Source organism: Pseudoduganella sp. RAF53_2, assembly GCF_052113985.1.
Lineage (GTDB): Bacteria > Pseudomonadota > Gammaproteobacteria > Burkholderiales > Burkholderiaceae_D > Rugamonas.
Genome location: NZ_JBFRDW010000291.1, coordinates 1 through 11,489, shown reverse-complemented (window position 1 = coordinate 11,489; position 11,489 = coordinate 1). Strand labels below are relative to the sequence as shown.

Sequence of the window (11,489 nt, the reverse complement as noted above, 5' to 3'; positions counted from 1 at the left end):
GAGCAGGTCAACCGCGCCATCTCCGAGATGGACGGCGTGACGCAGCAGAATGCAGCGCTGGTGGAAGAAGCCAGCGCCGCCGCCGTCTCGCTGCAGCAGCAAGCCGACGCGCTGACGTCCGCCGTCAGCGTGTTCAAGCTGGCCGGTCCAGCGCTTGCCGCTCCCGCCGTGACCAGCACCAAGCGTACCGCGCTGCGCCTTGCCGCTTAATGCATGAATTCCTTCGGGACCCGGCCGCCATGTTCAGCAAGCTTGAACATGACCTGCCGGTACAGCCACGCGTTCATCTTCGCGATGTCGCCGGTATCGCCGGTGTAGTGCAGTTCGTGGGCCAGCTGCTTGCGTGATTCGACACTGCAGTCGAGATCAAGCAGCTTCAGGAAGTCCACGATCGAGGTGCGCCAGTGCAGTTGTTCGCCTGCCAGCTGGGCTTTTTCGCTCAGCACGGCGGCGACGTCCACACTTTCAGCTTCTTTCAGAATCGGCGCAATGGGCGCGGCGGATTGCGGCAGGATCTTGCTGTAGATATTGCTGAGTATGCTCATGGCGGCCTCGCTGTTCTCTATGCATAGGAAAGCTTAGCACTGCCCAGCCGGATTGGAAACACGCCGCGCTTACAGGTTCTCCACTGCAATCATATTGTCGTCCGGCTTGCGGTCGATCAGTTTGTTGTCCGGATCGATGCCCGCCTTGCCGGGACGGCCGTTCACGATCAGCTTGTAGATGTTTTCGTGCTGCTCCACCAGCTTGCGTTCGCGAATCAGCGGATTGCCATCCTTGTCATCCACACCCACTTCGACCAGGTCATGGATTGGGACTTCCTTTTCCGCACCCAGTTCGTCGGCCCGCAGCTTGGAAGAATGCACGATCACCGTGACCTGATACTTTCCGTTCACCAGCTTGTGCGCGACGGCGTTGATGGCGCGGTTATCGTACAGCGTGATGGATTCGAACAGATCGTCCACCAGGTAAGCCATATTCGGCGGTACCAGCTTGCGCAAGCCATCCACCAGCACCGACACGCTCGGATACGGCGCGCTGTGGAAGGCGTATTGTTGTAACAGAGCGGCCAGCAGGGTGTTGACGCGGTCTTCGCCGACCAGGTCCTGCAGCTGGTACATGGCCAGGCTGCCCTTGTGGTAGTGGATATAGCCCTGGTCTTCGTTATCGGCCAGCGGCAGCTCTTTCTTGTTCTCCAGCGCGCGGCCCCACAGATAATTGTTCAGGTCATAGCGCAGGAAGCGGCGCATGCGGGCGGCGCCGAAATTCTTCTTCATCACCATCAGTGCGGAATACTCGGCAAGYGTTTCGCTCAGCACCGTGGAGCCGCGCGTGTTGCCGCCGACCAGCTGGTGGCCCCACCACTGGTGCGCCACTTCGTGTGCCGTGACGTAGAAGGGGTAGTCGATATCCTTCGGATTCTTGTCGTCCACCCTGGCGATAAAGCCCATGCCTTCCGAATACGGAATCGTGTTCGGGAAGGATTGCGCGAACTTCTCGTAGCGCGGGAATTCGACGATGCGCAACGTCTTGTACGGATAGGGGCTGAAGTTCTTGGTGTAGTAATCCAGCGATTCCTTCACGCCTTTCACCATGCGGTCCAGATTGTATTCGTGGCCCGGCTGGTAGTAGATCTCGATACCCACGTCCTGCCACCAGTCGCGCTTTACCGAGTAGCGCGCCGACTGGAAAGCGTAGTAGTTCAGGATGGCGCGATCCATCTTGTAGTGGAAGTAGTGGCGGCCATTGGCGTTCCAGTCCTTGACCAGATTGCCCGGCGCGATCGCGGTCTGGTCGGATGCGGTGCTGACGATGGCGTCGAAATTCACCCAGTCGGCGTCGTTGCTGGCGAAGTTGTCGGCCAGGCCTTTGGGATCGTCACGCGGCAGCGCGCGCTCCTGCGGCGGCAGACCGTGCTTTTTGCGGTCACGCGGATCGCTCAGTTCGGCCTGGCGCTGATAGCCGATGTGGGGCAGGTAGCTGTTGTTGAAGAAGGTGCCGTTGTAGACCACTGGCGTGTCCTTGCCGAGGCCGAGGATGCCGTGCGGTGCGTAGCTGACGCTGAATYCCATCGCCAGTTTTTCTCCCGGCGCCAACGGCTTGTCGAGGCGGTAGCTGTAGAAGCCCAGTTCCGTGTCGTTCAGTACGCGGTGGGTGGTGCGGCTGAAGCGCAGCGGGGCGAAATCGGCGTCCGAGTTCTGCTGCACGTAAATGGTGGAGATGGACTGGGTCGTCTTGTTCTCCAGCGTGTACAAGCCTTTCACGGCCAGYGAGCGCTTTGCCGGCGTGATATCGACGTTCAGCTTTACATCCGTAATGCGTGGCTGTGCAACATCCAGCACCTGCTTGTATTTGCGCTCGTAGGTGGCGCGGTCGACATCGCGATAGAAGACGGTCTTGAAGTCGTTTGCGATGTGCAGGTTGTAGTAGATGATGCCGCCTGCACCGGCAAACAGGAAGAGGCCCAGGCTGAAGGTTGCCAATACCGGCATGGTCAGCGCATGGCGCGCCAGCTGCACGCGCTGGCGCCATTCGGTATTGGAACCACGCGACCAGAAGATCACGGACAACACCACCAGCATCAGCGCGGCGCCCGCCCAGTACAGTTCATACCAGCGCTCGCGCACCAGGAAGTGGCCGTAGCCGTTCATGTCCGAGTAGTGGAATTCCGGCGTCACGCCGTATAGCACCATCGGATGATCGAGGCCCAATGTGGAGAAGGTCAGCGTCGCGATGTAATACACGATCATCACGAAGTAGGCCATGTACTTGTGATTGATCAGCACCTGCGTGGCAATCGCCAGCACAGCCACCAGCATATAGGCCGGCAGCTGGATGGTGAACAGGCACTGGAGATACAAGGCCGGTTGCAGGTTGAAGTAGCCTTTGAACAGCTGGATCAGCATCCCGCAGATCATCACGATGAACATCAGCAGCGCCTGCACGCCGAACAGGCCAAACAGCTTGCCCAGCAAAGGCAGCCAGCTTGGTGTCGGCATCGCATCCATCATCTGTGCCATGCGGTGTTCGCGCTCGCGCCACACCATTTCGCCGGCGTAGAAAGTGGTCACCACCAGCATGAAGAGGGAGAAGGTTTCCGTCACCATTTCCAGCACTTGATAAGTGACAGGATAGGTGGAGGTGCCGAACATCGGCGCCATGTCCAGCGAGCTGGCGAACATGGTCAGCACGCCGGCCAGCACGATGACGAAGAAGTAGATGTTCTTGGTGGTTTCGCGCAGGTTCAGCCAGGAGGAGCGCAGCAGCAGCAGGCCAAGGCTGCGCGCATGGAAGTCGGGCGCTTCCCTGGTGTCGGTGGCTGCGGCGCTCAGGTGCAGCGGCATTTCGCTGTCGCCGCGCGCGGAAGCGCCATTTTCCACCGTACTGACGAAGTGGAAGCGCCAGTAACCGAGCAACAGCGCCACCAGCGCCGCGCCGGACCAGATCAGGCGGTTCAGCAGATACACGCCTTCCACATTCACCATGCGCGTATTGCGTTCGGCGATCGGCCAGTATTCGGTAAGGCGAATCACGGCCGTGGTACCGAAAGGATCGATCAGCGCCGCCAGCGTTTTGTAATCAAGGTCGCGCGCCAGTCCCGGCGCCACGATATAACCGACCAGCATGACCACGCTCGACACGTACACCGGCAGCATGCGCCGCGTTAGCGCAGCCAGCACGAAGAAGATGGCGCCGAAGATGAACAGGTTGGGCAGCAGCGCACCGAAGTAGGGGATCAGGTAAGCCTGTAGATTAAAGGGCGCCAAGCGCTCCGGATCGATGCCCGGCACTTGCGTACCGAGCCAGGTGCCGAAGGGGATGCTGGCAAAGACCACGCACAGCACGGCCAGCGCGCCGATGAAGCGGCCGAACATGTACTGGTATTTGCGGATCGGTGCGCTGAAGAAGAAGTGGTGCGTTTCGTATTCAAAGTCCTGCTGCACCGAGCGGCCCATCATGGCCGCGATCACGATCACGCCGAGGCAGCCGAGGAAAGACGCAGTGAGCAAGATTGAGCGCGGTGCGTCGATCAGCACACGGCCGCCGAAGTTGACGATGGCTTCCTTGAACACGCCACCCGCAGCGGCCATCCACAGGACAGCCAGCAGCGTGAACATGCTGAAATAGACCCAGGTCGAGAACAGCTTCAGGCGCTGCTTCGCTTCAAACAAGGCGATCTGGAACATAGGCGCCTCGTCAGTCGCAGTTGTTGCTGACGTCGTGGCGGCCGAGAATGGTCGCGAAGTACAGGTCTTCCAGGTCGCCGATCGCTTCCTCGAAACCGTCGCCCGGATCGTTGTCGTTGTAGACGTGGATCAGGGTGCGGCCGGACATCAGGCGGGTCGAAATCACGGAGTGGCGCTGCTGGAAGGCAGGCAGTTCGCGCTTGTCGATGAAGCGCGCCCAGATCTTGCAGCTGACATCGTCGATCAGTTGCTGCGTAGGTCCGGAAACGAGCAGTTTGCCCTTGTTGATGATGGCCATGTTGGAACACAGGTCGGCCACGTCGCTCACGATGTGGGTGGACAGCAGTACGGTACGGTCTTCGCCGATATCGGACAGCAGATTGTGGAAGCGCACGCGCTCTTGCGGGTCCAGGCCCGCCGTTGGTTCATCCACGATGATCAGTTTGGGATCACCCAGCAGGGCCTGCGCGATGCCGAAGCGCTGGCGCATGCCGCCGGAGAAGGTGCCGAGGCGCTGGTTGCGTACTTCGAACAGATTGGTTTGCTGCAGCAGTCCGTCCACGACTTCGCGGCGGCGCGAGCGGTGCGACAGGCCTTTCAGGACCGCGAAATGGTCCAGCATTTCGTAGGCCGTGACTTTCGGGTAGACGCCGAAGTCCTGCGGCAGATAGCCCAGCAGGCGGCGGATTTCATCTTTTTCATCCAGCACATCCAGCTCGCCGAAGAAGACGGAGCCGGAATCGCATTCCTGCAGTGTCGCCAGAGTACGCATCAGCGTCGACTTGCCGGCCCCGTTCGGGCCGAGCAGACCAAACATGCCGGCCGGGATGGTGAGCGAGATGTTATCTAGCGCTACCACGCCATTGGCATAGGTCTTCGACAAGTTACGAATGCGTAATTCCATGCTTACTCCTGAATTGATGCTGGTGCAGCGCAGCATGGTGCGCCTGGTGACGAACCATCTATGCTCTTTTCACATGATGGCATTGTATTGAATCCGCGACATACGGGTTGCCCCATTGCGACAGCCGGTGCTTTCGGCAGACCAGATTGCGCTTTCAGGGGAACGGAGCGGGCCATTGGCTGATGGTTTATCACTAAAGTTTCAAGAGTAGCAAGTCCGATACCCTAACGCAAGGCACAAAAAGTATCAGGCTTGATATATATTTGGTCGCTATGGCGATACCTCACCCGAAACTCGATGTTGCGCTGCAGGAGAAAATCCTGGCAGTCACCCGCTGCGGACTAGACAAGTCCGAAGCCACCGGCTTCTTCCGCACCGCGCTTGGCTTGTACTATCTGGCCAGCCTGATGACCAAGGAAACGCTGGATTTCCAGGCCCTGGACAAGGAATTCAACCGTTTCATTTACCGCTCGATCGGACCGGGACACAGCATCACGTCCATCCTGCAGTACATGAGCGGCGGCAAAGTCGTGAAAGTGGTCGAGTCGCCCCGCTTCCAGCGCGCGATGGCCGAATGCTGCCCCGACGTACCGCTCGATTCGATTCCATTTTTGCTAGGCCTGAATCTGGGCGTGGCGAAAGACCTTTCCAAAATCGACGTCCGCGGCCCCGTCGCCGACTGGATCGAGAAGCAGCGCATCCTCAGGGAAGAAGGCGGCCTATAATGTGGTTTTCCGTACAAGCTGGATAAATCATCATGAATCGTCATCACACTCCACTCGATCAATTCATTAGCAGCGCGGATAAGGCATTGCGCGTGCTGGCTGGCGTGGCTTCGGCTTCGCGGCCGACGCCGGCGGCGCATGCGGCGGATGCGGAGATGACGGAGAAGGAGCATAAGCACAGCGCAGGCTTGATGCGCGTGAATCATGTGGGCGAGGTGATGGCGCAGGCGCTCTACAACTCGCAGGCGCGCTTTGCCAAAAGCGATGAGATGCGTCATGCCTTCCAGAAGGCGAGCCGCGAAGAGGAAGATCATCTGGCGTGGACCGCGCAGCGCTTGAAGGAGCTGGGTTCACAGCCGAGCGTATTGAATCCGCTGTTTTATGCGGGCGCGTATGCGCTGGGCACCGCTGCGGCGATGGTGGGCGATAAGCAGTCGCTGGGCTTTGTGGTGGAAACGGAGCGCCAGGTGGAGGCGCATCTGGCCAGCCATCTGGATCGCTTGCCGGAACAGGATGCGAAGTCGCGCGCCATCGTGGAGCAGATGCGCGTTGACGAGATCGCGCATGGACAGGCTGCGCAGGATATGGGCGCGACCAGCACGCCGCTGCCGATTCAGGTGGCGATGAAGGGCATGTCCAAACTCATGACCTCCACTGCTTACTACATCTGACCCGCCGCGCACGCGGCGTCCAGGCTTGCGGAGGGCGGCGCTCGATGGCGCCGGAGGCGGCTGCTTTCAACAGGCGTTTGAATTTCGGGCACTCGGCATGGCTGGGCGCCTTGCACTCGGCCGCGTGGCGCAAGCCGTCGCTCATGGCTTTCAAGCGCTTGATGCGCGCATCGATTTCATCCGCTTTCGCCAGCAGCAGCTTGCGGTCGATAGCGGGCTGTCCTTCCGGATCGAACATCGATCCGATATCGTCCAGCGACAATCCGGCCGACTGGCCGAGCGCGATCAGCGCCAATTGATCCAGCATTTTGGGCGCCCAGGTTCAGGCCGTGGGTTTTGCAAGTGTCAGGCTTCGATGATTTCGAAGCTGTGGGTGATTTCCGCGGTCTTGGCGAGCATGATGCTGGCCGAGCAGTATTTGTCGTGCGACAGCGCGATGGCGCGTTCCACCGTGCTCTGTTTGAGGTTCTTGCCCGTGACGACAAAGTGGAAATTGATCTTGGTGAAAACCTTGGGATCGGCGTCGGCGCGCTCGGCCTGCAAGGTCACGTCGCAGCCGCGCACATCCTCGCGTCCGCGTTTCAGGATCAGTACCACGTCATAGGCGGTGCAGCCGCCGGTGCCCAGCAAAACCATTTCCATCGGACGCGGCGCCAGATTGTGGCCGCCGCCTTCCGGCGCGCCGTCCATCGAGACCATGTGGCCGGAACCGGTCTGGGCGCGGAAACTCATGCCCGACGGGCCATTCCAGCTGACTTTCACTTCCATTACTGTTCTCCGTTAATAGCGTCTCAGCATTATACGGTCATCATGTAACGTTCGCTCTTCATGCGCCGCTCGGTGTACCAGACGCAGACCATGGCCAGCAGCAGGCTGCTGCAGAAGGTCTGGGCGAAGGGCAGGATGCCGATGCTCTGCCCCTTGGCCAGTTCGCGCAACAGCGTCTGGTTGGACAGCACGGGCACCAGATACATCCACCATGCGGTGTTCAGGTTCATCATCGGCACCACGATGACAGGCACAATCGGCACGATCATCGTGAAGCTGACCAGGGTCTGCGCTTCCTTGAAGGAGCGCGCATTGATGGCGAGGGCGATTTCCAGCGCCGCCGCGAACAGCGACAGCGTGGCGGAGGCCAGGCAGACCATGGCGAGGTCGCGCCATTGCAGCCGCCACGACAGGCCGATTTCCTCCAGTGGCAGCCATTTCAGGATACCGTGGGCAATCGCCAGCTCCAGCGTGATGCCGATGATGGACAGAATGGCCGCCGCCAGCCACTTGCCGACAATCAGATCCGCAGGGCGCGCCGGTTGCGCCAGCAGCACTTCCAGCGAGCGGCGTTCGCGTTCGCCTGCCGTGCTGTCCACTGCCGTCGACATGCAGAACATGAAGGCAGGGATGAAGAAGATGCCCAGCATGGTGCTGATGGTATTGGCCGAGCGCGAGGCGCTGGTGCCGGTGTCGTAGTTCTGCACGATCACGGGATTCAGATTGGCCTGCGACACGCCATGTGCCAGCAAGCGCGCGCCTGCAATCTGGCGGCTGTATTCGCGCAGCACCATTTCCACTTCGTCCAGCTTGCGTGCGCTGTCGGACGCCGAGTCAAACCACACCTCCACGCGCGCCGGGCGCATGGCCTTGTAGTTGGCGGTGAATTCGGGCGGCAGACGCAGCACCGCCGTAATGTTTTGCTTGCGCAGTTCTGCGGTGATGCCCTGTTCGTCCATCGGTTCCAGCTCCGTCAGCGTCACGTTGCGCTGTTTGAGCTGATTCATCAGGGTGGGCGCCTGTGCCGCGCCGATCACGGCGATCGACACGCCTTCGCGTTCCGGCCGGGTAGCGCGGTCGATCTGTTTGTGCAGCACGAAGCCGACCAGCATGGGATACATCAGCACGAAGATCACCAGCAGTCCGAGGGCGCGCCGGTCGCGCAGGGTTTCCTTGAATTCCTTGCGCAGAATGATGAGGAATTTGGCTTTCACGGTTCGATCCCTTCCTCGGTGCCGACCAGTTTGACGAAGGCGTCTTCCAGGCTTTCCAGGCCTGCCAGTTCGCATAGCTGCTGCGGCGTGCCTTGGGTGACTGTGCTGCCGCGCGCGATCACGATCACGTCGTCGCAGGAATGGATAACCTCCTGCATCACGTGGGTCGCCATGATGACGCAGCTGCCGTCGGCCTTCAGCGCGGCCAATGCGCGGCGCAGGGCGCGGGTGCTCATCACGTCCAGGCCGCGGCTCGGTTCATCCAGCAGCAGGTGGCGCGGGCGATGCAGTAGCGTGCGCGCCAGCGCGACCTTGATGCGCTGGCCTTGCGAGAAGCCCTTGGCGCGGCGGTCGATGATGTCCTGCAGGGACAGCAGCTCCGTCACTTCCTCAATGCGGCGCACGATGTCTTCCGGCTTCATATCATTCAGCTCACCAAAGTAGGCCAGATATTCGCGCGTGCTCAAACGGTCGTAGAGGCCGAACTGGTCGGTCAGCAGGCCGACGTTGCGGCGCACCGCCATGGGATCGACTGCCGGGTCCACGCCATCGATGGAGATTTCACCGTGATCGCGTTGCAGCAGGCCGACGAGAGTGCGCAGCAATGTGGTCTTGCCGGCGCCATTGGGGCCAAGCAGGGCGGTGATCTTGCCGTCTTCGGCCTTGAAGCTGGCGCCGGCCAGCGCCTGCACTTTGCCGAAATGTTTGCAGAGGTTTTTTACTTCGATCATGGTTGCGGTCCCGCGCTATTGAGCTGGAAGGTCGGCGCCGGAATCTCTTTCAGGCATTCGGCGGCAACGGGCTTGTCCGGCAGGTCCAGGAATTCGCGCAAGAGGCGCGGGCCGCAACCGAGCTGCGACACGATATGGCCGCCGTTGGACACGATCAGGTGCTGGGCGTGCGTCATGTATTGTTTTGCCGCTTCCGCGCGGCGCGGCGGCGTGACGGGATCGAGGGCGCCGGACATCAGCAGCACCGGCGCCTCGATCTTGCTCGGCGTGGTCCAGGGTACGGCGGGAACGTGCATGGTCTCGCACAGTGCACCGATGCGTTCGATCTGCGGCTTGCCAAGGAAGGAATCGCGCGTGTCTTCAGCCAGCAGGGCAGGCGTCAGGCGTGGATAATCTTCAGCGCACACTACGGCCAGATGCAGCGGCATGGCGGGGCCAGCGTCGGCCGCGAAATCGCGCGCCACATTGCTGCGGGCGATGAAAGGCTGCCAGCGGTTCTGGTAAGCGCTATGGATCAGGAAGGGCAGGCGGCGGCTGTCCGCCTGCGAATACAGAATGTTGTGCACCGTGCCGAGGAAGCGGTTGCTGGTCATGCGCACCTGGCGCATTTCGGCGGTACGCGGATCGGGCAGCTCCAGCATCAGCGGCGCCTTGTTCAGTGCCGCCACGATGGATGCGAACTCCGAGCGCAAGGCAGGGAAGGCGCGGGCGCAAGGCTGGTTCTCGGAACATTGCTGGAACAGCTTATCCAGCGCGGCTTGCGCATCACGGCCGCCGGCGGGCACGATCTGGTCCGGCGCCGCCACGCCATCCAGCACCATGGCGCGTACGTGTTCCGGGAACAGCCGCGCATACGTCTGGGCCAAACGGCTGCCGTAAGAGCCGCCCCACAGGTTGATCTGTGCGTAGCCGAGCTTTTTGCGGACCAGGTCGATGTCGCGCGCCGCCGCTTCAGTGGTGTAGTCGGCGTAAGGTTTGTTCAGCGACTTGATGCAATCGCGCGCGTCGGCCAGCGCCTTTTCTTCGCTGATGGTTTCCTCATTCGGTTCGTCCGAGGGGCAATCGAGCTTGCCGGACAGGCCCGTGCCGCGCTGGTCGATCAGCACGATATCGCGCGTGGCGCGCACCTTGCGGAAGGAGGCATTCAGCAGCGGCACCAGATCGCTGCCCGCCTCGCCGGGACCACCGGCCAGCAGGAATAGCGGATCGCGCCGCGCCGATTCGCGCAGGGCAGGGGCCACGGCCACGTGCAGGCTGAGCGTGGCGCCGGCTTGTTTATAATTCAGCGGCACATCGACCCGCAGGCAGCGCAAGGCTTCCTCGGTGCCGGGCAGGTGGCAATCCTTGCCGGGCGCGGGCGTCACCGCGGCGCTGGCCGCCAGCGGCAGCAGGGCAAGGGCAAGAAGCATTAAACGGAGCATAAACGCCTCTCATCAGGACGGTATTCCATACTAGTCCTGCAATATCTTCTTGGCAACGAAACATGCTCAGGCGGACGCCACACTGTGGCTTGACCGGAATTCGTTTGTCGGGCTATAATCGCCAGCTTTCCTTTTCGCTCGGGAAAATCAACACCAATAAGGCTGCGTCCGCTGAAGCACTTGTGCGGAACCACCATTGAGCGTTTTTAAATCTTTCACAGAAAGTCAAAACATGAAAACTTTTTCCGCTAAGGGCCATGAAGTCCAGCGCGATTGGTTCGTGATTGACGCGACGGACAAAGTCCTCGGCCGTGTTGCCAGCGAAGTGGCACGCCGACTGCGCGGCAAGCATAAGCCAGAATTCACCCCTCACGTTGACACCGGCGACTTCATCGTTGTCGTGAACGCAGGCAAACTGCGCGTGACCGGCACCAAGGCAACCGAGAAGACCTACTACCGTCACTCCGGTTACCCAGGCGGCATCTACGAGACCAACTTCCTGAAGATGCAACAGCGCTTCCCGGGCCGTGCCCTGGAAAAAGCTGTTAAAGGCATGCTGCCGAAGGGTCCTCTGGGCTACGCCATGATCAAGAAGCTGAAAGTGTACGCTGAGGGTTCCCACCCGCACGCTGCCCAGCAACCAAAAGCACTCGAATTCTAAGGAACTGACATGATCGGTAACTACAACTACGRCACCGGCCGTCGCAAGAGTGCAGTTGCTCGTGTGTTCATCAAGGTCGGCACTGGCCAGATCATCGTGAACGGCAAGCCTGCTTCGGAATACTTCTCCCGCGAAACCGGCCTGATGGTGATCCGTCAGCCGCTGGAACCGAAACCGGCCTGATGGTGATCCGTCAGCCGCTGGAAC

General features: G+C 60.7%; 11 protein-coding genes and 2 pseudogenes. 5 read left to right on the top strand and 8 right to left on the bottom strand.

Features of this window, described 5'->3' with window-relative positions; all coding sequences use genetic code 11:
* Nucleotides 1-210, top strand: a pseudogene (locus AB4Z11_RS17680) (methyl-accepting chemotaxis protein); the annotation flags it as partial.
* Here AB4Z11_RS17680 and AB4Z11_RS17675 read toward each other — a convergent pair.
* From AB4Z11_RS17675 to AB4Z11_RS17665, 3 genes are all read right to left on the bottom strand, one after another.
* A complete protein-coding gene (locus tag AB4Z11_RS17675; RefSeq protein WP_442026547.1) occupies nucleotides 207-545 on the bottom strand; it encodes a DUF3597 domain-containing protein in 339 nt (112 codons plus the stop codon). The pseudogene AB4Z11_RS17680 and the gene AB4Z11_RS17675 overlap by 4 nt on opposite strands.
* Before the next feature lie 69 nt (nucleotides 546-614).
* Nucleotides 615-4,187 carry a M1 family aminopeptidase gene (locus AB4Z11_RS17670; protein WP_442026546.1) on the bottom strand — a complete coding sequence of 1,191 codons (3,573 nt, stop codon included), beginning with the start codon at nucleotides 4,185-4,187 and terminating at the stop codon, nucleotides 615-617.
* Nucleotides 4,188-4,197: 10 nt separating this feature from the next.
* Nucleotides 4,198-5,091, bottom strand: coding sequence for an ABC transporter ATP-binding protein (locus AB4Z11_RS17665; RefSeq protein WP_442026545.1), 894 nt, complete (start codon nucleotides 5,089-5,091; stop codon nucleotides 4,198-4,200).
* Nucleotides 5,092-5,363: 272 nt separating this feature from the next.
* On the opposite strand from AB4Z11_RS17665, the gene AB4Z11_RS17660 reads away from it, so the two are divergent.
* The gene (locus AB4Z11_RS17660; RefSeq protein ID WP_442026544.1) at nucleotides 5,364-5,816 is read left to right on the top strand and encodes a hypothetical protein; all 453 of its coding nucleotides are present in this window, start codon (nucleotides 5,364-5,366) and stop codon (nucleotides 5,814-5,816) included.
* A gap of 32 nt (nucleotides 5,817-5,848) precedes the next feature.
* Complete coding sequence (gene coq7, locus AB4Z11_RS17655) at nucleotides 5,849-6,487, top strand: 2-polyprenyl-3-methyl-6-methoxy-1,4-benzoquinone monooxygenase (protein ID WP_442026543.1); 639 nt, start codon at nucleotides 5,849-5,851, stop codon at nucleotides 6,485-6,487.
* Here the strand turns inward: coq7 and AB4Z11_RS17650 are convergent.
* The 5 genes from AB4Z11_RS17650 to AB4Z11_RS17630 are packed head-to-tail and all read right to left on the bottom strand — an operon-like array spanning nucleotide 6,459 to nucleotide 10,621.
* Nucleotides 6,459-6,794, bottom strand: coding sequence for a MerR family DNA-binding protein (locus AB4Z11_RS17650; RefSeq protein ID WP_442026542.1), 336 nt, complete (start codon nucleotides 6,792-6,794; stop codon nucleotides 6,459-6,461). The two genes, coq7 and AB4Z11_RS17650, sit on opposite strands and share 29 nt — an antisense overlap.
* A 38-nt stretch (nucleotides 6,795-6,832) precedes the next feature.
* Entirely contained in the window at nucleotides 6,833-7,255 is a 423-nt protein-coding gene (locus AB4Z11_RS17645) for an OsmC family protein (RefSeq protein ID WP_442026541.1), read from the bottom strand.
* Between the two features lie 29 nt (nucleotides 7,256-7,284).
* Complete coding sequence (locus tag AB4Z11_RS17640) at nucleotides 7,285-8,469, bottom strand: ABC transporter permease (protein ID WP_442026540.1); 1,185 nt, start codon at nucleotides 8,467-8,469, stop codon at nucleotides 7,285-7,287.
* Nucleotides 8,466-9,200, bottom strand: coding sequence for an ABC transporter ATP-binding protein (locus AB4Z11_RS17635; RefSeq protein WP_442026539.1), 735 nt, complete (start codon nucleotides 9,198-9,200; stop codon nucleotides 8,466-8,468). Before AB4Z11_RS17635 ends, AB4Z11_RS17640 begins: the two co-directional genes overlap by 4 nt.
* Nucleotides 9,197-10,621 carry an alpha/beta fold hydrolase gene (locus tag AB4Z11_RS17630; RefSeq protein ID WP_442026538.1) on the bottom strand — a complete coding sequence of 475 codons (1,425 nt, stop codon included), beginning with the start codon at nucleotides 10,619-10,621 and terminating at the stop codon, nucleotides 9,197-9,199. Before AB4Z11_RS17630 ends, AB4Z11_RS17635 begins: the two co-directional genes overlap by 4 nt.
* Nucleotides 10,622-10,853: 232 nt before the next feature.
* On the opposite strand from AB4Z11_RS17630, the gene rplM reads away from it, so the two are divergent.
* Together rplM and rpsI are read left to right on the top strand one after the other, a co-directional pair.
* On the top strand, nucleotides 10,854-11,282 hold the full coding sequence (gene rplM, locus AB4Z11_RS17625; RefSeq protein WP_028102306.1) for a 50S ribosomal protein L13: 429 nt from the start codon (nucleotides 10,854-10,856) through the stop codon (nucleotides 11,280-11,282).
* A 9-nt stretch (nucleotides 11,283-11,291) separates the two neighbouring features.
* Nucleotides 11,292-11,450 (top strand): annotated as a pseudogene (gene rpsI, locus AB4Z11_RS17620) (30S ribosomal protein S9); the annotation flags it as partial.
* Nucleotides 11,451-11,489: the final 39 nt, after the last annotated feature.

Excerpts from the sequence above, each read along its gene's own strand:
- AB4Z11_RS17645 (WP_442026541.1), bottom strand. The coding sequence starts at position 7,255 with ATGGAAGTGAAAGTCAGCTGGAATGGCCCGTCGGGCATGAGTTTCCGC.
- AB4Z11_RS17630 (WP_442026538.1), bottom strand. The coding sequence starts at position 10,621 with ATGCTCCGTTTAATGCTTCTTGCCCTTGCCCTGCTGCCGCTGGCGGCC.
- AB4Z11_RS17675 (WP_442026547.1), bottom strand. The coding sequence starts at position 545 with ATGAGCATACTCAGCAATATCTACAGCAAGATCCTGCCGCAATCCGCC.
- rplM (WP_028102306.1), top strand. The coding sequence starts at position 10,854 with ATGAAAACTTTTTCCGCTAAGGGCCATGAAGTCCAGCGCGATTGGTTC.
- AB4Z11_RS17665 (WP_442026545.1), bottom strand. The coding sequence starts at position 5,091 with ATGGAATTACGCATTCGTAACTTGTCGAAGACCTATGCCAATGGCGTG.
- AB4Z11_RS17660 (WP_442026544.1), top strand. The coding sequence starts at position 5,364 with ATGGCGATACCTCACCCGAAACTCGATGTTGCGCTGCAGGAGAAAATC.
- coq7 (WP_442026543.1), top strand. The coding sequence starts at position 5,849 with ATGAATCGTCATCACACTCCACTCGATCAATTCATTAGCAGCGCGGAT.
- AB4Z11_RS17635 (WP_442026539.1), bottom strand. The coding sequence starts at position 9,200 with ATGATCGAAGTAAAAAACCTCTGCAAACATTTCGGCAAAGTGCAGGCG.
- AB4Z11_RS17650 (WP_442026542.1), bottom strand. The coding sequence starts at position 6,794 with ATGCTGGATCAATTGGCGCTGATCGCGCTCGGCCAGTCGGCCGGATTG.